Origin of the sequence: Lentibacillus halodurans, assembly GCF_900112045.1 — a bacterium.
Taxonomy (GTDB): domain Bacteria; phylum Bacillota; class Bacilli; order Bacillales; family Amphibacillaceae; genus Lentibacillus; species Lentibacillus halodurans.
Genome location: NZ_FOJW01000001.1, coordinates 292,317 through 317,150, shown reverse-complemented (window position 1 = coordinate 317,150; position 24,834 = coordinate 292,317). Strand labels below are relative to the sequence as shown.

Here is a 24,834-nt window from a genome sequence, read left to right as displayed (position 1 = left end):
TGCCCCATACCACTTGGAAACTGATGCAACTGCTGTTGCATCAGTTTTTTTGATTTCAATCCGGTATTCAGACTATTCGCCGATTTTTCTCAATCCCGTTTTTCTCAATAACAAAACAGACGCCGGATTATTAAAACCATTCCTCTGCTTTTTCTAAAATTCGTTGAGTCGAATCATGTGTGATCGGTACAGGGGGAATTGAGTCAGTGAAAAATTTACCATATTTTGCTTTCATGATACGTGCATCACAGACAAAAACAATCCCCCGATCGCTGCTCGAACGAATCAGTCTGCCAAATCCCTGTTTAAAGCGGATAACGGCATTTGGCAAAGCCATTTCAAAGAAAGCATTCTTTCCTTCATGTTTAAACTGATTTGATTTTGCCTCATAAACCGGGTGATCCGGCGGCTGGAACGGAAGCTTTACAATGACTAAACATGACAAGTCCTGTCCCGGAATATCGACACCTTCCCAAAAAGAGCTCGTTCCCAGCAATATGGACTGATCGAACATTTGAAAATTCTTTTTTAATCTGGATCTGCTTCCGCTTGAGATACCCTGGGCGATCAGCATATACTTATTGATATCAATTGTTTCTCTTAACAAGTAATAAGCCTTTCGCAACATATCATAAGACGTAAAAAGTACAAGCATTCGCCCGTCCGTAATTTGTGCCAGTGAAATGATGGCTTCACATGTGGCGTGAATGAAATCATCCGAGTTGCCATACCTGACATCCGGAAAATCGTCCGGAATCATTAATTGAACTTGTTCCTGATAAGGAAACGGTGAATTTATTTTGGCCGTAATCAGGTTTTCTGAAGGCAGACCGAGTCTTGTTTGACTAAATGAAAAAGAATTTCTGATCGATAATGTAGCACTCGTTAAAATAATACTTTCCTTTTGACTAAAAAAATCATTGGCCAGCATTGTTGATATATCTGTTGGTTCGCTGTACAGATATACGGCATTTTTAGCCCCATATGCTTCCAGTTCGATCCACTTTACCGAATCATCATCCATTAAAAATAGCTTCTCCAGGCGATCTATAATGGATTGGAGTGCTTCCATATGTGTCGTCAAATCTTCCAAATCGTAATGATCGGTATGATTAGCTTTTACGAACTGTTGTTTGAATGATGACAGCAAATGAATCAGATCACGTAAATAAAATGTTAGCCTGGTGACCATTTCTTGAATGACAGTCCATTGAGCAGGATCTTCCATGTTTTCGTCAAATCGGTATTGGATTCTGCCAATATCACTTAGAGATTTGCTTTTTTGTTTCTGTTCCACAACATATTGGAACAGTGTTCTGAATAGATCATCCACTTCATTTTTGGTTTTGCTGAAAACATCATTCCATTCTATTCCCGAAAAGGCACCTGTATCATGATTTCCCTGCAGAACATTCAGCAATTCCCCAAGCCATTCACCATCATTTGCTTCACCGATCAGGTTCAGTAAATTCTGTACATAAACATAATGCAGTGTTAAACCATAATGTTTGGACGCCGTCTCTTCCAAATGATGCGCCTCATCGATGATGGCTTTATCATAGGATGGGAGCAATTGAAAATCATTAAACATATCTGTGCATAACAAAGCATGATTGGTAATCAGAATATCTGCCTGTTGTGCTTTTCGGCGGGCCTTCTGGTAAAAGGATCGTGAAAACCAGGGTGACGAAGGGTCAATTGTCCTTTCTGTATCTGTTGAAATTTGCCTGTAAAACAAATATCCGCTCGAGGGAAGCTGGATCTCATCTATATCCCCTGTTTCGGTTTCTGTCAGCCAGACGAGAATCATCGCTTTCGTAAGTGTTATATCATAATTGTCCGTCTGTTCAGAAGCTAATGCCCGCTCAAATTTTTCAAGACTGATATAATGCTGTTTCCCCTTTAGCAAGGCAACCTTAAAAGGAAAAGACACGAGCTTGCGGATAAATGGAATCTCCTCGTCAAGCAGCTGTGATTGAAGCTGCGTTGTATACGTGCTGATCACAACTTTTTTATTCGCTGTTATCGCCTCATAAACGGCTGGGAGCAGATAAGCTAATGACTTCCCTGTCCCCGTTTCTGCCTCAATCAGCGCATGATTTTTCGACTGAAATGCATCAAATACTGTTTCAGACATTTCACGCTGTCCTGGACGTTTTTCATATTGGAACATATGCTTTTCCATCGTTCCATCCGCTTCATAGATGGCATCAAGGAAGTGGCCAAAGGATATCTCGGTGTGCTGTTTTTCAGGATTGTCTTCAGCTGTTTTTTTTACGGCCAAGCCCCTGTAATTGTCCATGTTTTCATGTTTGTCATTTGCAAATGCAAGTGACTGCTGCTGCTCATACAGTAACGCATATAGATCCGATTTCAGGCCCGTCTCCAAATTTAACAAGTGGGTAATGGTTTCATAAGGTAATGACCTGAGTTTTTTCATTAGCTTTAAAAATAATTTGGCAGTCATATGTGCATCCGTTAATGCACGATGTGGTTCATCATGCACAATGTTCAAATAATCCGCCAATTGCTCCAATTTAAAGCCGGGAGCTTGCGGGAAAAGAATACGGGCAAGCTCAACCGTATCCAGTACAGGATTGTGAAGTTCAGAAAAACCGGTTGCAGCAAGTTCTCCATTTAAAAACCCCAAGTCAAACGGCACATTATGGGCAACCAAATAACTGTTATCAAATAAGGCTGATATTTCGGCTGCTTTATCCTGGAAGACGGGCGCTTCATAGACATCCTGATCCGATATGCCTGTTAAATTTGTTATAAAAGGAGGAATTGGTCTATCTGGATTAAGATAAGTGGAAAATTCCCCGGAAATTTCATTATTCTCGATTATTATAATGCCAACTTCAATGATCTTATCCGGGTTTACCGGTGAATGCCCAGTCGTTTCCAAATCAATCACAACATACTTTTCATTCATATTGCCACCTTGCTCTCATTTCTTCGTGTTGCCATAAAACATTATAAAGACCTGGCAAGCCTCAATTTTCAATGAAACCACTCGATTTCTCCGGAGTATATTTTCTGTGTTCCTTCGCGATCCGTCTGTACAAGCAATGCCCCATCTTCGGCGACTCCCGTGCATGTTGCTTTAAGTTCATTGTGGTTTATCCGGATCTTGATGGATTCTCCCATCCTGTAACCATATGATTCCCATTTATTTTTTATATTGGGAAAACCGTTTTGAACGAACATATCGTAGGACCGTTCAAAATATAGCAGTATTTGCTGAATGAGTTGCACAATCTGCTGATCATGGCCGGTTTCTAGTTTAATGGAGGTTGCTTTGTCGTTTATCGTGTCGGGAAAGTCATCATCGGTTTGGTTCACATTCATACCGATCCCTGCAACAATGTATTGTATCTGATCCTGTTCAGCTTGCATTTCGGTCAAAATACCGGCTGCTTTTTTATCATTAATTAAGAGATCATTCGGCCATTTGATTTTTGGATCTGCTGTTGTCTGCTCAGCAATTACGTCAGCCAGGACAGTAGCTGTCAAAAGCGTCAGTTGTGGTGCAAAGGCCGGTGGTATTGAAGGTCGCAAAATAATACTCATCCAAATCCCCTTATGCTTGGATGAATGCCACCTTCGTTCCATTCTCCCTTTCCCTTCTGTTTGTTCGTCAGCAATGATGACAGTGCCGTGTTCGGCATTTTCGCGGGCAGCCTGATGGGCAATCTGCTGTGTCGATGCTGCAGTTGTCTTATGTATGATATTTTTCCCCAGCCAGTTTGTTTTCAGTCCCCAGTGTACAGTATTGCCGCTTACTTTATCGGGGGACTGGACAATCCGGTATCCTTTCCGGCTGATACCTTCGATGATATACCCATCTTTTTCCAATTCCTTCATATGCTTCCATATTGCACTGCGGGAAATATGCAGCTTGTCTGACAGAAACTGTCCTGACACATATTCGTGATTACTTGATTCCAAAAGTTCAATTAATCGGTAACGTGTGGATTCCATTTTATCCATTCCTTTAACACATATTTATTATTGCTCAACTCCCCTAAAACGACCTGTTTTTCAATATGATTCAATGTTTTCCCTATCCACGGTCCTGCATTTGTATCCGGGAAAAGACTATGCAGTTCAGCACCGTTTATCGCCAAATCTTTTTTGGAATGAATTGGAAGAGAGCCTTCAATCTTTTTGACCATATCATCTGATAAAGAACTTTCAAACAATATGTTCACTAATGTAACGAAATTACTATAACCATAAGGACGTAATCGGTAAACAAGCCAACGGTCCAGTTCATGCTGTTTATAGTGAAATAACGCCTCACTCAAGGCTGCAGCTTCATACTTCATTTTATTGGAACATTTCCATTGCCTTGTCCATTCATCAATGCTAATAGCCGGTTCAATAAAATGGAACATGGCGATAACTGCGCCAAACGAATGTAATGGTTTTATTCCCCGAGGCAGCTGTTCAATCATATGGGGATTTTCCCGCAAAATGGGCAGGTGCTCTGCTGCATGAATCAATTTAAAATAATACAAGCCCGTTTCTATATATGCGCCAGCAAAAAATTTGGCAGTTTCCTGAACAATCCGCTCCATGGCAATCGTCTCTATTTCACTTAATACAGATTTCGCTGCATTCAGAACATTTTCGTCAAGGGAAAAACCTAATTGACTGGAAAACCTGAGCGCACGCATGATACGTAAAGGGTCTTCTTTAAATCGCTCATGTCCATTCCCTACCGTCCGAATAACCCCTTTTCTTATATCGTTTTGGCCATCAAACAAATCGATCATTACCCCGTTTTTATCCATTGCCAGGGCATTTATTGTAAAATCACGCCGTTCCAAATCCTGATTAATCGTTTGAATAAATTGGACCGAATCTGGATGGCGCTGGTCTGAATAATCACCGTCCACCCGAAATGTTGTCACTTCATATGATTGATGACGATGTCGCACAATGACGGTTCCGTGTTCCACACCTACTGGAATGACTTTTTCAAAAATCTGCCTGATGATGTCTGGTGATGCAGATGTGGCAATATCAATATCACCAATTTTTCGTCCAAGTAATAAATCTCGGACACATCCTCCTACAAAATACGCATCATAGCCGTATGTTTCAATTTGTTCTAATACCTCAATTGCTTGTCTGAACTGTCCGGTTAATACCACCAGCATCACCATTTTCAGTGTTCATTAATAAGTTCATCATATAAATCAATATACTGCTTGACGATATCCTGTGAATAAAACAGGTTTCTCACGTGCGTTAATGCATTTTCAGAAAACTGCTGTAACAATTGTTCATTTTGCAGTAATTCAACTGCATACGCTGCAGCCTGCTCAGTATCACCCAAGTCGACAATAAACCCGGATTCATGATGTTTGATCACTTCAGGAATACCGCCTATATTTGTCCCGATACACGGAACTTCACAAGACATTGCCTCAAGAAGTACTAGTCCGAAGCTTTCCTTTTCAGACATTAATAATTTCAAATCTGAGATGGATAACAGATCAGTGACATTCTTTTGTTTTCCTAAAAATAATACACTATCCGCAAGTCCTAGCTTTGATACAAGCTGATACATTTCCGAATATTCAGGGCCATCACCGACTAACAGAAGCTTTGCACTGATTTCCTCACGAATTTGCTGAAACGTTGAAATAACATCCTGCACGCACTTTACTTTGCGAAAGTTTGATATATGAATGATGACTTTTTCATCTGGTGTGATACCATATTGTTCCCGGATGGAATGAGCATATTTTTTTGTATATTCTGCTTCATTCACAAAATTATATATAACATGAATAGCTTTATCAACACCAACCATTTCCTTTGTTTGTTCCACAAGACTATAGGAAACCGCTGTAACGGCATCTGATTGTTCGATACCGTGTCTGATCATTTTCTTCAGGGAATGGTCGATCCCGAGAACAGTAATATCGGTGCCATGTAAGGTTGTAACAATTTTCACATCATGTTTGGCAATATCTTTAGCCAGTATAGCACAAATTGCGTGCGGCATGGCATAATGAACATGAAGGATGTCGAGTTTTTCCTGATCGATTACTTCCGCCATCTTATTGGCCAGTGCTAGATCAAATGGTGGATACTGAAAAACCGGATAATGATTGAGTTCCACCTCGTGATAGTAAATATTGGAGTGAACCCGATTTAAACGAAATGGCAGACTGGAGGTTATAAAATGAATTTCATATCCCTTCTCTGCCATCATCATGCCAAGTTCTGTCGCGATGATGCCTGAACCGCCAACCGTCGGGTAGCATGTAATACCAATTTTTTTCATATTTGTTTACCTTCTTGTCCATGCTTTGCATTGTTGCGCCATTCAAAGTCACCTCTTGCCAGTGCTTGAACCATAATCTCAGCTGCCGCAGGATTAGTTGCCAAGGGAATCACGTGAACATCGCATAACCGCATTAGTGCACTGACATCGGGTTCGTGAGGTTGTGCCGTTAAAGGGTCCCTGAAAAAAATAACGGCATCCATTTCATTATTGGCGATCTTAGCGCCGATTTGCTGATCACCGCCAATGGGACCCGACTGAAACCGGTGAATCGGCAGTCCGGTCCCATCCGCGATATTTTTCCCGGTTGTCCCTGTTGCAAATAAATGATGTTCTTTCAGTACATGTTTGTAGGCCATTGTAAAATGAATGATATCTTGCTTCTTTTTATCATGCGCAATCAACGCGATATTCATCGTATCCCCGCCTATTCAAGTATGTTTTCCAATCCATAGACCAGTTTGTTTAGCCCCATCACCTTGTGAACGGAAAGTTTAATTCCCTCCATAAAAGATGCACGGTTATAGGAATCATGGCTGATCGTTAATGTTTGACCGGGACCGCCGAAAAGTATTTCCTGATGCGCGACAAGTCCAGGAAGCCGCACACTGTGAATGTGGATGCCATCTGCTTCAGCCCCCCGTGCACCATCCAGGAGTTCCTTTTCGTTTGGATTTCCTTGCTGTTTGCTTTCCCTGGATTCCTGTATCATGTTTGCTGTCTTTACGGCTGTACCAGAAGGCGCGTCCAGTTTTTGATCATGATGTTTTTCAATGATTTCAACATCGGGCAAATATTTTGCTGCCGTTTTGGCGAATTGCATCATCAGTACAGCGCCGACAGCAAAATTAGGTGCTATGATACATCCGGTACCGTGTGTGATCGACAAATCTTCCAGTGCATCAATTTGTTCTTGTGAGAAGCCTGATGTACCAACAACAGGACGTATATCATACAAAAGAGCCAGCTTTGAGTGATCAAATCCGGCATCAGGTATGGTTAAATCAATTATTACATCTGCATCTGTCTCCTGAAAGCATTGCTCAGGATCGTCAAATACCGGAACATCTAAATCCGGAAGCTGTTCAACATCTTTTAATGTTCTGCCGCCATTTTGCCTGTCAATACATGCAACAAGGTCGAATGAATCTTCATGATTTACCATCTGAACCGCCTCAGATCCCATTTTACCACGCGGACCTGCTATAATGATTTTGATTTGCATGGTTTATCCTCCTGTTACGTTTATTGGTTCGTCATTTCTAATCCCTATGTGTCCAGCGATCTTTGTCACGAGTTTCTATCTTGCTGATAGACGTATGGAATGCTTCTGATAGATCAATATTAAGCGAGTTGGCAAAACAGGTCAAAACAAAGAGGATATCACCGAGTTCCTCTTCTACAGTATTCGATTTTTCAGAAGCTTTTTTTGGCTTTTCACCATAGTAATGGTTGACTTCACGGGCTAACTCACCCGTTTCTTCACTGAGCCTGGCCATTAAGCTTAATGGTGAAAAATAGCCTTCCTTAAACTGGGAAATATAGTTGTCAACTCTTTTCTGAATGTCGTTCGTACTATAATTTGGTTGATCTGCAGTCATATGAATCGCCTCTTTACTATATATCTAATCTCTTTTTATGTTAGCTAAAAGGGATCATTTTGACAAATTATTGGACTTTTTGGCTTTATCCCGCATATAACGGGCAGTAATCCCCCGACAAACGGGGTTTAACTCCCCGTAAATGTCCGATTCTGTTCAACTAACATTCAGTGGTCACTGAATGAAGTTTCACTTTATCCCGCATATAACGGGCAGTAATCCCCCGACAAACGGGGTTTAACTCCCCGTAAATGTCCGATTCTGTTCAACTAACATTCAGTGGTCACTGAATGAAGTTTCATTTTATTGTCCTTTGCAGGCAAATTGTCTATAATAAAAGGTATCTAATTGGGTGGAACGGAGGTTTATTGATGATTTTCGGATTAAAACTGAAAAATATCTTTTTTATATTAGTTGGTTCTGCTATTTTTTCATTTGGCATTGTTCATTTTAATATGCAGAATAACCTTGGCGAAGGTGGTTTTACTGGTATAACATTGCTTTTATATTTTTTATGGCAGTGGGACCCGGCCGTTTCCAATATCGTCCTCAATGTTCCGGTGTTTTTTATCGGATGGAAGTTCCTTGGCCGTAATACCTTCATCTATACAATTATTGGAACGATGGCTGTCTCTTTGTTTCTGGCTATTTTTCAAATCAAGCCATTCCCTATTGACCTTCAGTCTGATATGACGCTTGCAGCTTTGTTTGCTGGTGTGTTTATTGGTGTTGGGCTAGGCATGATTTTCCGCTACGGCGGTACAACAGGCGGTGTGGACATTATTGCAAGGCTTGTCAATAAATACGCCGGATGGAGCATGGGAAAAACTATGTTCCTGTTTGATTTCATTGTGATTGCAACATCCATTGCGGCATATTTGGACATGGTACAAGGGATGTATACCCTGCTGGCTGTATATATAGGCGCACGAGTCATTGACTTCATCCAGGAAGGTGCTTATGCAGCACGTGGGGCAACCATCATATCCGGTCAAAGCGATCGTATTGCAAAAACAATCATTACAGAGATGGATCGGGGTGTTACGGTGTTAGATGGCCGGGGCAGCTTCACCGGCGAAAAACGGGATGTGCTTTATTGTATTGTTGGAAGAAATGAAATTGTCCGGTTAAAAAATATGATTCATAAGATTGACCCTCATGCATTTGTGGCCATGAGTTCAGTTCATGACGTCGCTGGAGAAGGGTTTACCCTGGATGAAAATAAAAACCCGATAGACTGACCGAAATACAATTGAGCTCATTGTACATACACCTATTTGTATAACTACAATCGAATGCCGGAAGCAAAAGTGGCATCATGAATTTTAAAAATATGCCACTTTTCCCTGGCTCTATTTGATTGTAACAGTCAGTAGAGCCCAAATATAAAAGGGATGACATTTGTATTGTCATCCCCTGCGTTTATAATCTCACGTTACATTCCTATTTTAATCACTGCTTGCTGCATAAATCAGGATAAACCGGACCAATTCAGCAACAGCCACCAATGCAGCAGCAACATATGTGAGGGCGGCTGCGTTCAATACCTTCTTCGTTTCCCGTTCTTCGTTATTCCGGATAACGCCTGTTGAAACCAGTTGAGCCATTGCTCTGTTTGAAGCGTCAAATTCAACCGGCAATGTCACTAACTGGAACAACACAGCTGCCGACATGAAAATGATTCCAAGCAAAAGCATTTGGCTCATACCAAAAATAATCCCGGCAAATATGAGGAAGAACGAGAAGTTGGAACCGGTATTGGCGATTGGCACCAATGCATGTCTAAACCGTAAGAACGCGTAATCCTGCGCATCCTGAATCGCGTGCCCCACCTCATGTGCAGCGATAGCAGATGATGCCATAGATTGCCCGTGGAAATTATCCCTTGAAAGATTTACTGTCTTTTTTCTTGGGTTATAATGATCGGACAGCGTTCCTTTAGTTTCCTGAACCTGTACATCATAGATGCCATTATCATTAAGAATTTTTCGTGCCACTTCAGCACCTGTCATTCCTGATGATGTTGCTTTCTTGGAAAATTTATGATACGTTTTTTTCACCTTGGATTGTGCCCATAAGGGAATAATCAACAAAAGCGCAATATAGATTAAATAACCGCCAAGACCACCTAGCATGTTCATTCCTCCATCACTTTTTATATACATTTCTTATCGTCAATTTTAGTCAAAAACGCTTTTATAGTCAATTATTTGAATCGTCCTCCGTCTGTTTCTTTTTTTCTCCTCTGTATTTTCTCCAGCTGACATATGTTAATGTAATGGCTATCGAACCACCAACAATTCCGACCATCCAATAAAAGGGGGTCATATTCACGTTGGCGCTGGATGTTGCTGCAATTGGCAAATACTGCTGAGCTGAGGCGATGATAGGTGCTGACAATTGAAAGGATATGTATACCCCGATGACGGCAATCAGCATATGTTTTGTGCATTTCATGGTGATCACCTCACATAACATCTTCATCACTAAATGTATGTGCGGAATACTTAATATATAACAAGTTAAGTGACTGATTTTTTTTGCTTTATGGTCAGTATATATCCTATCCATATCGATACGATGCTCAGCCAAAACGTAAAATAGCCAATTTCATTCATATGTACTGTTAAAGATGAATATACGGGCATTTGTTCAAATACGTAATCAATCACATCGTTGTGCAGCGTCCAGATGGCAGCGAATACAATATGCCGTAGTTTAATCGCATAAAATGGTGCATACAATAATCCTTGGATTGCCATTGCACCATGGGAAAACATAAGCATGTAACCGGTCCAGTCCAAAGATCCTTCAATCAATAATGTCAGCAGATTCATGACAACTGCCCAAGTACCGTACTTAAATAACGTGATGATGGCAAGTGCTTCAATGTAAGGAACGCTCTTTTTGAGTAGGAAAAACAATAAAAAAACCGTAAAAAATAAACTAGCTGTCGGGCTGTCAGGAACAAACAGCAGGAATATATCAGGTGTACTGGATAGTTGATGCCGGTACCAGTAAAAACCGTAAATCGTGCCTAATAGGTTAATGAGAAACAATAAAACTAAGAACCGTTTATCCAGGAGTATGTATCTGATCATTGCAAAAGTCCCTTCTCATACAATCGTATTAAAAACACCTTTACCAATTTTGTTTGGCAAAGGTGTTTTGAACGACATGATCATTTGAATTATTCTTGTTCATTCACCGAAACAATAAATTCAGCGAGCTGATCCAATTCATCGTCAGAGCCTGTAAACTGATCCGGCGGCATTGAACCAATACCATTCTGGGCAATGTCTTTAATTTCTTCCGCAGAACGGTCGATACCGATTAACGGCGGTCCGGCGGCTCCTCCTTGAAGGTCTTCGCCATGACAGCTCATACAATTATTTTCAAATATGGCATATCCTTCAGATTCCGTATCAATATCCGCTTGTTCTGATGGCGGAACTGGTTTATTAGCTTCTGCACGCTGTTCCCAGTCTACATGTGATGCAGATTCATATGTCAGCCAAACAACAGAAACTAAAGCAATCAGCATCATTCCGACTGCAACCGGACGCTGATGAGGACGTCTTCCTGGTCCCTTGTCAAGAAAAGGTGCCAGCAGCAATCCGCCGAATGCCAAACCAGGGATGATCAGGATACCAAATAAAATATATGGTCCACTGGCAAAATCATATTTTAGCAGCTCATATAAGAATAAGAAGTACCAGTCCGGCAAAGGTATATAACCGGCATCGGTCGGATCAGCCATTCCTTCAAGCGGAGATGGATGGGCAAGTGTCAGGCAAAGAAAGCCTACTAAAAACACAGATCCTGCGAGCCACTCTTTTAATAAGAAATTGGGCCAAAATGCTTCTGTCCTGCCGGGATATTCTGAGTAATCCTTTGGTATGTTCGGTTTGCGTTCTGCGGAGATTCGCGAATCCCCGACAAACTTCATTCCCTTACCCTTATGCACAGCTTAACCTCCTCTTTATTATAATGGTCCGGATATTCCTTGTTTACGAATTAATATAAAGTGTACGCCCAGTAAAGCAAACAATGCAGCAGGCAGGAAGAAAACATGGATTGCAAAGAATCTGGCCAATGTCTGGGCACCGACAATTTCTTCATCACCAGCCAGTAATGTTTTGATATCCTCTCCAATGATTGGAACATCCTCTGCAATGTTCAAACCAACTTCTGTTGCAAAGTATGCTTTATTGTCCCAAGGCAGCAAATAACCTGTGAAACCCAGACCGAGAATGGTGAAAAATAATAGTACACCAACCATCCAGTTGAGCTCACGCGGTTTTTTATATGCGCCCTGAAAAAATACACGTAAAGTATGTAGCAATAGCATTACAATCACGACACTGGCTCCCCAGTGGTGCATACCGCGCACTATCTGACCATGCGCAACTTCAGTCTGCAAATAATAAACAGAACGCCATGCATTTTCAATATCCGGAACATAATACATCGTCAAAAACATACCTGACAGTATTTGAATGACTACCACGAAAAATGTCAATCCGCCAAAACAATAAACAAATGCGGAAAAATGATGGGCCGGATTAACATGTTCAGGAACTTCGTGATCTGCAATATCGCGCCATAAAGGTGTAATATCTACACGCTCGTCAATCCAGTCATAAATTTTTTGCAGCATTACTTGTTACGCCTCCTCTCTCGGTTGTGCTTTACCAAGGAACAACATTCCGTTTTCAATTTTGTGCTCATAAATATCCAGTCCTGCTGTAGGCGGTGTTCCCGGAACATTCTCGCCGTCTTTATAATACAACCCGTCATGGCACGGGCAGTAAAAACGTTCCGGATGTTCTTCGCTGCCTTCCCATGAAACAACACAGCCCAGGTGCTTGCAAATCGGGGAAAGTGCAACGATCTCACCATTGTCATCTTTATAAACCCATGCGGTTTGACTAACGGTGGATTCATACCAGCCATCCTCTTGATCAACTTCCCAGTCTACACGCTGTGGTTCATTTGTAATATCTTCTTCAGCAAGCTGCACATTGGTGAAATCACCTTCAGCTGAATCTTGCTGCAGCACAGGATCAATCGCCATTCTTAACGGTGAAACCATTAAGCCGGCTGCCATAAATCCTCCTACACCGGTAAGTGTATAATTCAAAAATTGTCGACGGGATACTGGTTGTTTGTCTTCACTCATGATTTTCCCCCCTCTATACATTTTTTCACGGACAAGCTTATAAAATCAGATTACTAGGACAATACCATGATAGCGCAATCTGTTGAGCGGGTCAATATAAATCCATTTGCACCTTCCAAGTGCTATCAAGTTGTATCAAAAAAACAATTGTCATTGAAAAAAGTACATGTATATTTTATTTAACCTTTCCAATAGGTCCGTATAAGCTCACTCACTTGTTGTACCTGATTGCGGATAATGGGCTGGATTTCTGTCGGCTGCATTGAATCTGCCGTTGCTGCCGGAAGCCAGATCAGGGTTCCCTTTAATCCTTGTTCAACCTTTTTCCAGCCGGAGTCGGATGACACGAAAAATATATGCTGGAATGGCTGTGATTGTATATCATCGATCCATGCATTCATTCGATTTATTTCTGTTTCTTTATCAACTGATGCTAAATAGTGATAATCCGGCGACAGTAATATACGGCCGCTTAATTCCTTTTCAAGATCACGGGTGAATAAAGATAACACCTCTCGTTGAAAGGCATTTTTCTCAAGGCTCGCATCATTCGATAACTGAAAAGGTATTAAAGGTACAATAATGGTGTCCACATATTCTTTTGCCTGAATATACTGCTGCAAATCCTGTTTTACCCATTTCATAGTATACTACCTGCCTTTTTGTCTATTCTTCACGAAAAGAAAAATTTCATATCAGCTTCCATGTTATCCCAACAGCACAAAAAAAATCAACCTGTTACGTTTATCAGAAAGGTTGATTTGAATTTATGCTATTCAATTTATGCAGTCTTCCGGTTAATTCAATGAAGGATTCCTGATCCCGTTCATCCAGAGCCTGGTCTATTTTTTTACGGATTGATGTTCGCTGATAATCGTAAATGGTCTTCTCTAATAACCATTTTGCCCAATCCTGATCTTTCTTGGTTATGAAATAATCATTGGGAAGGAATGGATTTTCTACGAGTACTGCCGCATAAAAAATATTTCGGTATGATTTTTGAAAATTTAATTGAATATATAATGGGTCGTGCTGGTTCATGCGGATTTCATGAAAAGCCTTTTCAGCATCTGTTGTTACAAGCTGTTTTTTATAGAAGCGGAACGGTACTTCATCTGAACAGTGACTGGTCATGATTAAACCTCTGGGGCAAAATTTAGCTTCCCGGACAAAATGCACATTATCCAGCAATCTTTGGTGGTTAACAATATAATTGAGAATCCATACGCTTTCCCGCTTTTTTAATTGATAGTGATTTAAGAACCATTGAATAAAACTTTTTTTATCTTTGGCAGAAACAGGCGTTTGCATTTTTACAACGAACCTCCCCAAAAATAGTTCGTATGTGCTATATTTCTCTTGAATGCTTTAACCGCTCTACATATTCCTCGATATCCGCATCCAGCGGCTGTATCCTCAAATATGCTTCAAATATTTGAATAGCTGAATCGACCCTCCCCTCTTCTGTCAGAAAATAGCCGTATTCTTTCAGGAAATCACTGTCCTGGTTTAAGCTATTATATGCTTCCTGGTAATGTTTTAATGCATTATTAAGCGATTCTATTTCGTTATACGCGCGGGCTAGCTCCCATTCATAAAGGGGATCACTGGCTCCCATATTTTGAATATCGGCAATCAGATCGATAATATGATCCTGTTTATCCTGCTGTTTAAATAATTCAATCAAAAATAATACAGCTTCTTTATAATCGGGGTCAAGTGTGACTGCTTCCCTCACCCACTTTTCACTTTCATCCTCTTTGCCTAGCTGGTGAGCCATTGATCCTGCAAAAAAGTAAAGTTCTTTATTGAATTCATCCACTTGAATACCCTGTTTGGCCGTATCGTAAGCCTCGTTCATCATGTCTTCATCCTCATAGGCTTTTGCCAATTGATAATACGCTGTATGATAATACATATCTTGCTCAATTACATGCTTCCAGGCTTGGATGGCTATATCTCGGCGGCCTGCATGCATGGCTGTAAAACCATATTTGAACAGGGTGTCCGGATCTTCACTGTCAATGTCCTGATATGTTTCGAGTGCTGTTTCATATTCCCCGGATGCTGCATATGCCTCAGCCAGCCGGTCGTTAATTGATACATTCGCTATTTCTTTTGCAACAGCGAGTATTTTTTCATAGTATGTGATGGCCTCACGGTAGTCCCCATTCGAAAACAGCAGTTCTCCCAGTGCAAAATTGATAATGGGTTCATTTGGCTCATAATGTTTGGCGGCCAATAATTTTTGTTCCGCTACTTCAAATAACCCTTGTACCTGATAAAGATCTGCCAGCTGCATGAGTGCTTGTACATAATCGGGGTCTTCTTCTCCGATTTCATTCAATAAATTAATGGCTTCTTCATCATTGTCCTGTTCAATATACACATCTGCGAGCATAATTTTTATTTCACTTTCATTTGGAAACCGATGTATCAATTCCTGTAAAATATCAGCTGCCTCAGCTAAGAAACCCCATTGAATGAATAATTCTGCAATGGTGAATTTTTCCTCATCATCTGCTTTTGGCAAATAATCTTCAAGCAGTGATATTGCCTTGTCGGATTGCTTTGATTCCATTAGGTGAACAGCTTCCATTATCGTGGTGTCCATGAAGAACATCCTTTCTTAATCTCGAACTATCCCAATCCATTTCATCATACAGAAAACATTTTCTATATTCAAACAGAAAAGAATCTGCCTGAAACAGATTCTTTACCGTTTACTGGATATAGTCTGCAAATCCCGAAAAAACTCAGGATACGAAATGGCAATTGAGGAAATATCGTCAATGATAACGTCTTGTTTTGTAATCAATGATGCTATGGAAAGCATCATGGCTATGCGGTGATCATTATACGCCGCTGTTTTTCCTCCTGTCAACGCAGCGTCACCTTTTATAATCATGCCGTCTTCTGTTGGTTTGATCTGTGCCCCAAGACGGGTTAAGCCATCTGCTGTTGCTTTAATGCGATCTGTTTCCTTCAGTCGCAGTTCTGCTGCATCACGGATAACGGTCTCACCTTCAGCTTGTGTGGCTGCCAGAGCAATAATCGGCAGTTCATCAATCAACCTTGGAATGATGTCACCTTCAATGACAGCTCCTTTAAGCTTCTGGTATGTAACGGTAACATCTCCAAACGTTTCTCCGCCAATCGTCTGTTTGTTTGAAACGTCTACCGATGCCCCCATTTCCGCAAGTACATCCATGATTCCGGTACGAGTATGGTTCAGCCCGACATTTGACAAGGTCAGTTTGCTCCCGGGAACAATTGCCGCAGCTGTCATAAAAAATGCCGCCGATGAAATATCACCAGGAACGTGTACATCAGCAGCCGTGAGAGGCTTTTGACTAGTAATGCGGATACGGTGGTTTGTTTCAGCTATATCTGCTCCGAATGCTCGCAGCATATTTTCGGAATGATTTCTTGAAGGAGATTTTTCGATCACTTCCGTAGGTCCTTCAGCAAATAAGCCGCCAAACAGGATCGCTGATTTGACTTGTGCACTTTTGACAGGCAATATATAGTGGATACCTTTAAGATTTCCTCCTCTCACCGCCAGTGGCAGATAGGTTCCGTCAGAACGTCCGTCAAACCTTGCTCCCATTTTTTTCAGCGGGGTGACCACGCGGTCCATTGGGCGTGATGCCAAGGAAGGATCACCGTATACGGAAGTGAAAAACGGTAATCCGGCCAGTACGCCAACCATTAGTCTGGCAGTCGTTCCTGAATTGCCGTAATATAGCGGTTCTGCAGGTTCTTTAAAGTCATCCGGTCCATTGCTGTTTATTTTTACCGAAGTGTCATTCTGTTCAATTGAAACACCGAACTGTCTGAATGCACCTATTGTCCGCATGCAGTCTTCACCGGTTAAAAAATTGGTGATGTTTGTAGTTCCTCGTGCAAGAGAACCCAATATGACAGCACGATGTGATATTGATTTATCACCGGGCACTTGCAGATTTCCAGTTAACGGACCTGATGCAGGTGTCAATGTGACTTCATTCAACTGGATTCACTTCCTTTCTATTCTTCCAGCATTAATTCATAACCGTTACGCTGTAAAACTTGATAGCTTTTGAATTGTTCGTTTTTTGTGGAAACACTTAACCGCAAAACACCTGTAATGCCTTCACGTATCTCCAGTATTCTTATGTTGGTAATGCTGATTCCTTCTTCTGCCAGCAGATTGGCCACCGAAGCAATGGCGCCGGTCTGATCGCGAATATCGACATATAGATCATAAAAAGCCGGAATGGCTCCTTTGTCTTTGACACCCAACCCGTCACGGTAATCTTTTGCCTCCTTCAAATAGGCTGTCAATTCACTCTTGCTGTCATGCTCTAGCATTTGTTTTAATGATGCCATTTCATCAATCCAATCATCGATCATTTGCACCATTTTCTGCTTATTGTGATAAAAAATATCCTGCCATAATTCTGGATTGCTTGATGCTATTCGTGTTACATCACGAAAACCCCCTGCAGCAAGTTGTGGAATGAATGCATGTGTACCCTCCCATTTTTTCGCCTGCTGGACAAGAGCTGAAGCGATCAGATGGGGAAAATGTGATATAACCCCGGTCATCTCATCATGTTCTTCAGCCTTTAATTTAATCATGCGGCTTTTTGTTCCCTTTAATAGTTTTTCAAGGTTGTTCAGCGCTGCATTCGTACAATTAGAGGATGGAGATAACACATAAATCGCATTCTCAAACAGATGTCCTTTGGCTGCTTTAATCCCCCTTTTATGAGAGCCTGCCATGGGATGGCCGCCAACGAATTGAATGTGCTCATTCTTTAATGTGTTTGCAGTATCAATTACCGGTTTTTTGACAGATGACACATCCGAAACAATCACATCATGGTCGAATGCAATTTGTTCCAATTGATGAAGAAATTCAATTGTTTCAGTGATTGGTGTTCCCAAAATAATGACATCGGCTTTTTGGGCGGCTTCTGTTACATTTGCGCAGGATTCATCGATCATGCTGTTCATCAGTGCAAATTCAAGTGTCTTTTGATCGATATCATAGCCAATAATATGATTTTCTTCTGGTTCACGGAGACTTTTTGCCAAAGAACCGCCGATCAGTCCAAGTCCGATCATTAAAATTGTTTTTTTCACGCTCATGATCCCTCATTTATGTTGTGGTGTAATTGATACAATACTTCCTGCAGCTGCTGCATATCCGTCTCATTGCCAATGGTCACCCGAATTGATTCAGGAACGCCAAGTCCTTCACCCGGGCGAACAATGAATCCTTTCTCAAGCAAATGCTGGAATACTTGTTCACCGCTGATTGGCGTGGAAACGAGCAAAAAGTTTGTATGGGAATCGAAATAGTGCCATCCGATCGAATCCAAAAATTGTTCGAATGACTTTTTAATCATGCTATTCCTGGAAACTGTATCTTCAATAAATTCATCATCCTCCAGTGCGAGCAATGCTGCATGCTGAGCAATTGATGACGTATTAAATGGCCCCCTGACAACATCCATTGCAGTTATTAATTCATGATTTGCTATACCATAGCCAACTCTTAAGCCTGCCAATCCATACGCCTTGGAGAACGTCCGCAGAACCACTAAATTATTGTACTGATTCAAATGTTTCAATACATCCGGGTGCAGTTCACCGTTAATATACTCAAAATAAGCTTCATCCAAAACAACCAGGATATCTTCCGGGCATTTTTCCATAAACGCATAGAGTTGATCACGGGGAATCAGACATCCAGTTGGATTATTCGGAGAACAGAGCCAGACAACGTTTGTTTTGTCGTCAATTGCCTCCAGCATTCCGGTAAGATCGTGATACCCGTTAACCGTGGGCACTTCTTTAACTTCAGCACCTTCGACGAGTGCATTGTGCTTATACTGCGGAAATGTCGGGGCTGCCATGACGGTATTAATCCCCGGGTATAAAAAGGCACGCCCAATGATTTGCACAATCTCATCCGTCCCGCTTCCGAAAATCAGCTGGTTTTCCGAGACATCCAGCTTTGCTGCCAGAGCATGCCTTAAGTCAGTTGTATAGCCATCAGGATAGATGTTCAGAGCTGATGGCTGTCTGGAAAAATGATCAGCCACTTTTCCGGAATAGCCAAATGGATTTTCGTTTGATGCCAGTTTGACAATCCGATTCAATCCATATTCCTTTTTAACTTGTTCGATTCGTTGACCGGGCTGATAAGGTGTCATTTCCTTTAATATATTTTTGCTCTTCATGCCGTATCCCGTCCCATCTATTCGCTTCTTTGTTTCATTTCTATCTGAAAATCGTATAAATAATTCAGTAATTTCTTGTCGCTTATCTCCATTAAAGCCGGTCGGGCAATATCCTGTAAAAGCACCATCTGAATCGTGGTGTTTAATGTTTTCTTATCTTTTTTCATTTTTGCCAATATTTCAGCCGGGTCGATATATGGCAATTGCAGCGGATAATCGTTGTCTTTGAGCCAAGTATATAACTGTTCATACGGAAGCTGAATCGCATAAGTTTTTTCACTTACTCTGATGGCAAATAATAATCCGATAGCAACCAGTTCTCCGTGTGTCCAGGAACCGTATCCGAGGATGGTTTCCAAGGCATGCCCCAATGTATGTCCAAGATTAAGATATTTTCGTACGCCTGATTCGTGTTCATCGATCTCCACAATTTCCGCTTTGATATCAATTCCTCTTGTTAACTGCTCAATTAGTTTGTCACTGGTCAGAAATGAAAGATCTGTTATGATTAATGAATGATACAATTCCTTATCTGCAAGTAAAGATTCTTTTAATAATTCGGCATAACCGGATCTTAGTTCATGGTCATTCAGTGTATGAAGTGTCTGTACATCATAGATGACAGAAGCCGGGGCATAAAAATTGCCGATCAGGTTTTTTCCCTGTGCATGGTTTATGGCTACCTTTCCGCCTACGCTGCTGTCATGTGCAAGAATCGTCGTCGGCATTTGAATAAAATCAATCCCACGCATGAATGTAGCTGCAACAAAACCTGCTACATCACCGACAACACCTCCGCCGAGTGCAATAATAAGCGATTGTCTGTCAAGTCCATATTCGATTGCTTTTGTATGCAGATGGTAAAATGTATCAATATTTTTGGATTGTTCCCCTGCCGGAATTGTACAGGAAAAAATCGTTTCATTTGCCAAACTTTTTTGAACATCCTGTAAATAATGGGCAGCTACTGTCTCGTCAGTGATGATAAAAATGGATGAAAAAGATTTAGGCAAATATTGGTCAGTTTGGTAACGGAGATTTTCACCGATATAAACAGGATATGTGTGTGTCTTAGCCTTTACTCTTGACTCGTTCACTAGAAACACCTGATTTCTTCACGATAGTCATCGATTGCTTGCTTAAGTTTTGGAAATTGATCACTCGGAAATTGGTCGGTAATGGCCTTGGCTAGTTCAAATGCCACAACATGCTCCATTACGACTGATGCTGCAGGAACCGCACAGGAATCTGAGCGTTCAATGCTTGCATTGAACGGTTCTTTCGTTTCAATATCAACACTTTTGAGCGGTTTATAAAGGGTTGGGATAGGCTTCATGACGCCTTTGACAACGATTGGCATGCCGGTTGACATGCCTCCTTCAAAGCCGCCGAGTCGGTTTGTCTTCCGGTGATAACCATTCTTTTCATCCCAGGCAATTTCATCGTGGACTTCACTGCCGTTTTTTCGTGCCGCTTCAAAACCAAGTCCGAATTCGACCCCTTTAAAAGCATTGATACTGACAACACTGCCTGCTATTCTGCTGTCCAGTTTACGATCATACTGTACATAAGAACCTGTACCGGCAGGCATTCCTTCCACATAAACCTCAGCAATACCGCCAATCGAATCACCGTCTTTTTTGGCCTGATCAATCGCATCCATCATGTCCTGTTCCACAGTTTTATCCAACGTACGAACAGGTGATGCCTCGGATATATGCTGCCGTTCATTTATTGTAAGAGATGGATTCTCTTCAGCGACAATACCGGCTATTTCTCTGACATACCCGGACACTTCAATCCCAAGCTGTTTCAGCATTGTTTTGGCAACAGCACCAGCAGCCACCCGAGCGGCTGTCTCTCTTGCAGATGAACGTTCTAGCACATTACGCATGTCACGGTGGCCATATTTTAACGCGCCATTCAGATCGGCATGACCTGGTCTTGGACGTGATACAGTTCGTCTTAATTTTTTGTCCTGTTCGATGGGGTCTTCTCCCATAATGTCAATCCAATGCTTAAAATCATCATTATGTATGACAAGTGAAATAGGCGACCCCAATGTATAACCGTGCCGCACACCGCTTGTGATTTCCGCCGTATCTTTTTCAATTTGCATCCGTTTGCCGCGGCCATGCCCTTTTTGCCTGCGCTGCAATGATTGATTAATATCATCCTGAAGCAATGGCATGTTAGCAGGGACACCTTCAATAATCGTTGTTAATTGCTTGCCGTGTGATTCTCCTGCTGTCAAATAACGCATGGGAGATCCTCCTTCGTGTGAATTTTTTATTACTATATCACAAATTATATATTTTTTGTTAAAATTCCTAAAAACTTGGGCTAATAAAAATACGTTTGTTATCTGAACAAACGTATAACTAATCTTTATAATGCTGATAAAAAAATGTATCCATTAAAGTGAAGCCATATTGCTCAGGACTGAAAATCTGCTCTGTACTCCCGACAAATAATACACCTTTCTGTTTCAAAGATCGGGTAAATTTTTTGTAGATGACTGCTTTTGCTTTATCAGTCAAGTAGATCAGTACATTCCTGCATATGATTAAATCAATATTTGCAGGATATTCATCAACCAATAAATCATGTTTTTTAAACTGAACGTGCTGTTTAATTGCGTCATGAACAGAATAACCATTGTGTTCTTGTTTAAAGTATTTTTGTTTTAAACCTGCCGGCAGTTCTTTTAATGATTGTTCCGGATATACCGCACGTTTCGCTTTTTCAAGCACGCGACTGTCAATATCTGTTGCCAGTACGTAAAAATCAGTGCCTGGAAAATTTTCCTTCAGCATGATTGCGATACTGTACGGCTCTTCCCCGGTTGAACAGGCAGCACTCCATATGTTCAATTTTTGTTTCCTTTTCACCATTTGAGGGAGAATAAATGATTTCAACACTTCCCATCTTTTTGGATTTCTGTAAAATTCGGAAACATTTATCGTGATTCGATCCAGAAATTCTTCCAGGAGTGATTCGTCCTGATAGATTGCAGCTAAATAATGATGAAAGCTCTGGTAGCCGTTTTTATCGCGCAGTGAAGTGAGCCGGCGCTTCATTTGTGCTTCTTTATATAAAGTCAAATCGATACCTAACTTGTTTTTAACATTTGAGACGAATTCCATATAGTCTTCTGTCATCTATGAGTGCCTCACTTTAATCAATCTTATAAACTGGGTATATCTGTAAAAACCTCCGCTCAACAAAACGGAGGTTTTTGTTACTAGTAGATCCATTCACTATCCTGCTTTGTATAAGCGAATACTTCATGATCATTGAAAAACAGATTGATTTCTTTTTCTGCGCTTTCTGGTGAGTCTGACCCGTGAATGATGTTTTTGCCCACTGTCATGCCAAAATCACCACGAATGGTTCCGGGAGCTGCTTCCAGCGGATTCGTTTTCCCCATCATATCCCGTGCTGCTGTAATAACATTTTCACCTTCCCATATCATCGCAAAAACTGGTCCGGATGTGATAAAATCGACCAATTCACCAAAAAACGGCTTGTCCTTATGTTCTCCATAATGTGTTTTGGCCAATTCATCAGATATTTGCATCAATTTAGCACCGACCAATTTGAATCCTTTGCGTTCAAACCGATTAACAATTTCTCCTGTTAAATTTCGTTGAACCCCGTCTGGTTTGACCATTAAAAAAGTTTGTTCCATCTCCAGCACCTCTTTTTGTATGTATTTGTAGCAACAACCGTTAAAATTTTAACAAACTTTGGTTGGAATAACAATCACGCTATGACCGTCTTTTGCCAATATACCTGGCAATACTTTGCAGTGTATGTCTGGCTTTATGATTTGGCATGCCTTCCAATTGCTTTAGGGCTTTTTGAAGATAATGATCACTGACCCGATACGATTGCTGAATGGCGTCTGTTTCTTTCAATCTCACAAGTAATGGACTGATGTCATTTGCGGTTACTTGTTTTGGCTCGGAAAATGTTTCTTTTAATTGTTCATAAAATATTTTATCTTTCATAGCAAATAACACAGGCAATGTCACATTCCCTTGAAGAAGGTCATTTCCTGCCGGCTTGCCCAGCTCAGCTTCAGATGCCGTGAAATCAAGGATATCGTCAATGATTTGATAAGACATTCCGATGTAATAGCCATAACGAAATAGTTTTTCCGAATAATCCACAGGAGCATCCGATGCAATTGCCCCCAATTTACAGCTCGTCGCAATTAATAAAGCAGTTTTTCGTTTGATTCTCCGCAAATAGTCGCGCAGACTCTGTTCCCAATTATATTTATCTCTGATTTGTTCAATTTCACCTGCCGACAGCTGAACCATGGTTTTGGAAAGTACTCGGTGTGCTGCAGGTTGTGAGAGAGTTGTCATATGTTCCAGTGCCCGGGCTAAAATAAAATCACCGGTATACATGGCAACACGATTACCGTATAACTGCTTGATAGTGGGCTTCCCGCGGCGCAATGATGCATCGTCTATCACGTCATCATGCACCAGTGAGGCCATATGTATTAACTCGAGCGATACAGCAACTGTTTTAATTCGGTCAATATCAAAATTTCCGAAATGCCCGCATAACAACACAAAAACAGGGCGGATCCGTTTTCCCCCTGCCTGAAGCAATTTTGTGGAAGACTCATGCAGAACACCATGATCGGCCTGGATGGCATCTGTTAAAGCATGTTCAATTAATTCAAGTTCTTTTTTTAAATGTCCGTATGTTTTCGTCAATTTCATGCATGTCACCTTTTGTCCGTCGGAACTCCTCATTGAATGAAGTTTCACTAAATTATCACTTTCATTCTTTTGTACCCATATGCATGGCGGCAACTCCGCCAGTGTACTGCTTTATATTCACATGTGAAAAACCCGCTGAATGAAACATTTGCTTCAGCATTTGTTTATCCGGAAAATTTTTAGCCGATTCATGCAACCAGGCATATTCTTTGTAGCTTTTTGCAAAAATTTTTCCTAATAAAGGCATGATATAACGGAAATACAGGTAGTATCCCTGGCGAAACCCAATCATCGTTGGTTGTGACGTCTCGAGGCATACTGCTTTACCGCCTGGTTTTACGACACGATACATCTCTTTTAGCACCGTCATATAGTCGGGAACATTACGCAAACCGAAACCGATTGTAACATAGTCAAACGCATCGTTTGCATACGGAAGTTCCATTGCGTTCCCCTGAATAAACGAAAGTTGCCTGTACTGTAAAGATTTATTTTTATCCTCGGCAACCGATAACATATTATGACTGAAATCAAGGCCGACTACCTCTCCGGTACTGCCTGCAGATTCAGCAAGGGAAATAGCCCAGTCTCCGGTTCCGCAGCATACATCAAGCGCCTTTGCACCTTTTTCAACATTCATACGCTTCATGACATCTTTCCGCCATGCTTTATGACGCTTGAAAGAAATAATGGAATTCATAGAGTCATATTGGTCATATATGTTTTCGAATACATGATGTACCCGTTCTTCTTTGGTTTGTTGCTGCATTGC

26 protein-coding genes are annotated in these 24,834 nt (G+C 41.2%); 1 reads left to right on the top strand and 25 read right to left on the bottom strand.

The window, feature by feature from the left end; all coding sequences use genetic code 11:
* Positions 1-130: 130 nt before the first annotated feature.
* The 7 genes from dinG to BM195_RS01645 form a co-directional block, all read right to left on the bottom strand.
* A complete protein-coding gene (gene dinG, locus BM195_RS01675; RefSeq protein ID WP_090232620.1) occupies positions 131-2,935 on the bottom strand; it encodes an ATP-dependent DNA helicase DinG in 2,805 nt (934 codons plus the stop codon).
* A gap of 68 nt (positions 2,936-3,003) precedes the next feature.
* Positions 3,004-3,984 carry a biotin--[acetyl-CoA-carboxylase] ligase gene (locus tag BM195_RS01670; protein WP_170848116.1) on the bottom strand — a complete coding sequence of 327 codons (981 nt, stop codon included), beginning with the start codon at positions 3,982-3,984 and terminating at the stop codon, positions 3,004-3,006.
* The gene (locus BM195_RS01665; protein ID WP_244535639.1) at positions 3,960-5,174 is read right to left on the bottom strand and encodes a CCA tRNA nucleotidyltransferase; all 1,215 of its coding nucleotides are present in this window, start codon (positions 5,172-5,174) and stop codon (positions 3,960-3,962) included. The genes BM195_RS01670 and BM195_RS01665 overlap by 25 nt, the downstream gene beginning before the upstream one ends.
* Positions 5,175-5,176: 2 nt before the next feature.
* Entirely contained in the window at positions 5,177-6,304 is a 1,128-nt protein-coding gene (bshA, locus tag BM195_RS01660) for an N-acetyl-alpha-D-glucosaminyl L-malate synthase BshA (RefSeq protein ID WP_090232615.1), read from the bottom strand.
* Positions 6,301-6,720, bottom strand: coding sequence for a methylglyoxal synthase (locus BM195_RS01655; protein ID WP_090232612.1), 420 nt, complete (start codon positions 6,718-6,720; stop codon positions 6,301-6,303). The genes bshA and BM195_RS01655 overlap by 4 nt, the downstream gene beginning before the upstream one ends.
* A gap of 11 nt (positions 6,721-6,731) precedes the next feature.
* Positions 6,732-7,529 carry a 4-hydroxy-tetrahydrodipicolinate reductase gene (gene dapB / locus BM195_RS01650; protein ID WP_090232610.1) on the bottom strand — a complete coding sequence of 266 codons (798 nt, stop codon included), beginning with the start codon at positions 7,527-7,529 and terminating at the stop codon, positions 6,732-6,734.
* A gap of 37 nt (positions 7,530-7,566) precedes the next feature.
* Positions 7,567-7,905, bottom strand: coding sequence for a nucleotide pyrophosphohydrolase (locus BM195_RS01645; protein ID WP_090232608.1), 339 nt, complete (start codon positions 7,903-7,905; stop codon positions 7,567-7,569).
* A 371-nt stretch (positions 7,906-8,276) separates the two neighbouring features.
* Between BM195_RS01645 and BM195_RS01640 the strand changes: the two genes are divergently transcribed.
* Positions 8,277-9,146, top strand: coding sequence for a YitT family protein (locus tag BM195_RS01640; protein WP_090232606.1), 870 nt, complete (start codon positions 8,277-8,279; stop codon positions 9,144-9,146).
* Positions 9,147-9,353: 207 nt separating this feature from the next.
* On the opposite strand, the gene BM195_RS01635 is transcribed toward BM195_RS01640, so the two are convergent.
* The 18 genes from BM195_RS01635 to BM195_RS01550 all read right to left on the bottom strand — a co-directional run bounded on the left by BM195_RS01635 (position 9,354) and on the right by BM195_RS01550 (position 24,831).
* A complete protein-coding gene (locus BM195_RS01635) occupies positions 9,354-10,040 on the bottom strand; it encodes a zinc metallopeptidase (RefSeq protein WP_090232602.1) in 687 nt (228 codons plus the stop codon).
* Between the two features lie 67 nt (positions 10,041-10,107).
* Positions 10,108-10,362 (bottom strand): sporulation protein YpjB, encoded by a 255-nt coding sequence (locus BM195_RS01630; protein ID WP_170848115.1) that lies wholly within the window; start codon positions 10,360-10,362, stop codon positions 10,108-10,110.
* Between the two features lie 65 nt (positions 10,363-10,427).
* The gene (gene lhaT, locus BM195_RS01625; protein ID WP_090232599.1) at positions 10,428-11,006 is read right to left on the bottom strand and encodes a lipoprotein heptaprenylglyceryl N-acetyltransferase LhaT; all 579 of its coding nucleotides are present in this window, start codon (positions 11,004-11,006) and stop codon (positions 10,428-10,430) included.
* A gap of 89 nt (positions 11,007-11,095) precedes the next feature.
* Complete coding sequence (locus tag BM195_RS01620) at positions 11,096-11,872, bottom strand: menaquinol-cytochrome c reductase cytochrome b/c subunit (protein ID WP_090232597.1); 777 nt, start codon at positions 11,870-11,872, stop codon at positions 11,096-11,098.
* Between the two features lie 18 nt (positions 11,873-11,890).
* Complete coding sequence (gene qcrB, locus BM195_RS01615) at positions 11,891-12,565, bottom strand: menaquinol-cytochrome c reductase cytochrome b subunit (RefSeq protein WP_090232594.1); 675 nt, start codon at positions 12,563-12,565, stop codon at positions 11,891-11,893.
* A 6-nt stretch (positions 12,566-12,571) separates the two neighbouring features.
* Positions 12,572-13,087 carry a QcrA and Rieske domain-containing protein gene (locus BM195_RS01610; protein WP_090232591.1) on the bottom strand — a complete coding sequence of 172 codons (516 nt, stop codon included), beginning with the start codon at positions 13,085-13,087 and terminating at the stop codon, positions 12,572-12,574.
* Between the two features lie 179 nt (positions 13,088-13,266).
* Positions 13,267-13,731, bottom strand: a complete 465-nt coding sequence (locus BM195_RS01605) for a DUF2487 family protein (protein WP_090232589.1) — start codon at positions 13,729-13,731, stop codon at positions 13,267-13,269.
* Positions 13,732-13,834: 103 nt separating this feature from the next.
* Positions 13,835-14,398, bottom strand: coding sequence for a ReoY family proteolytic degradation factor (locus BM195_RS01600; protein ID WP_090232586.1), 564 nt, complete (start codon positions 14,396-14,398; stop codon positions 13,835-13,837).
* Between the two features lie 37 nt (positions 14,399-14,435).
* Complete coding sequence (locus tag BM195_RS01595; protein ID WP_090232583.1) at positions 14,436-15,701, bottom strand: tetratricopeptide repeat protein; 1,266 nt, start codon at positions 15,699-15,701, stop codon at positions 14,436-14,438.
* Positions 15,702-15,803: 102 nt separating this feature from the next.
* Positions 15,804-17,099, bottom strand: coding sequence for a 3-phosphoshikimate 1-carboxyvinyltransferase (aroA, locus tag BM195_RS01590; protein ID WP_090232580.1), 1,296 nt, complete (start codon positions 17,097-17,099; stop codon positions 15,804-15,806).
* 17 nt (positions 17,100-17,116) lie between these two features.
* Positions 17,117-18,217, bottom strand: a complete 1,101-nt coding sequence (locus BM195_RS01585) for a prephenate dehydrogenase (RefSeq protein WP_170848114.1) — start codon at positions 18,215-18,217, stop codon at positions 17,117-17,119.
* Between the two features lie 2 nt (positions 18,218-18,219).
* Positions 18,220-19,320 (bottom strand): histidinol-phosphate transaminase, encoded by a 1,101-nt coding sequence (hisC, locus tag BM195_RS01580; protein ID WP_090232574.1) that lies wholly within the window; start codon positions 19,318-19,320, stop codon positions 18,220-18,222.
* 17 nt (positions 19,321-19,337) lie between these two features.
* Positions 19,338-20,417 (bottom strand): 3-dehydroquinate synthase, encoded by a 1,080-nt coding sequence (gene aroB, locus BM195_RS01575; protein ID WP_244535638.1) that lies wholly within the window; start codon positions 20,415-20,417, stop codon positions 19,338-19,340.
* The gene (gene aroC, locus BM195_RS01570; protein WP_090232569.1) at positions 20,417-21,583 is read right to left on the bottom strand and encodes a chorismate synthase; all 1,167 of its coding nucleotides are present in this window, start codon (positions 21,581-21,583) and stop codon (positions 20,417-20,419) included. The genes aroB and aroC overlap by 1 nt, the downstream gene beginning before the upstream one ends.
* 118 nt (positions 21,584-21,701) lie before the next feature.
* Positions 21,702-22,481: a CheR family methyltransferase gene (locus BM195_RS01565; protein ID WP_090232567.1), complete on the bottom strand. Its 780-nt coding sequence runs from the start codon at positions 22,479-22,481 to the stop codon at positions 21,702-21,704.
* 83 nt (positions 22,482-22,564) lie between these two features.
* Positions 22,565-23,011, bottom strand: a complete 447-nt coding sequence (gene ndk, locus BM195_RS01560) for a nucleoside-diphosphate kinase (protein ID WP_090232566.1) — start codon at positions 23,009-23,011, stop codon at positions 22,565-22,567.
* Positions 23,012-23,090: 79 nt separating this feature from the next.
* A complete protein-coding gene (hepT, locus tag BM195_RS01555; RefSeq protein ID WP_090232565.1) occupies positions 23,091-24,062 on the bottom strand; it encodes a heptaprenyl diphosphate synthase component II in 972 nt (323 codons plus the stop codon).
* Between the two features lie 61 nt (positions 24,063-24,123).
* Complete coding sequence (locus BM195_RS01550; RefSeq protein WP_090232564.1) at positions 24,124-24,831, bottom strand: demethylmenaquinone methyltransferase; 708 nt, start codon at positions 24,829-24,831, stop codon at positions 24,124-24,126.
* Between the last annotated feature and the right edge of the window lie 3 nt (positions 24,832-24,834).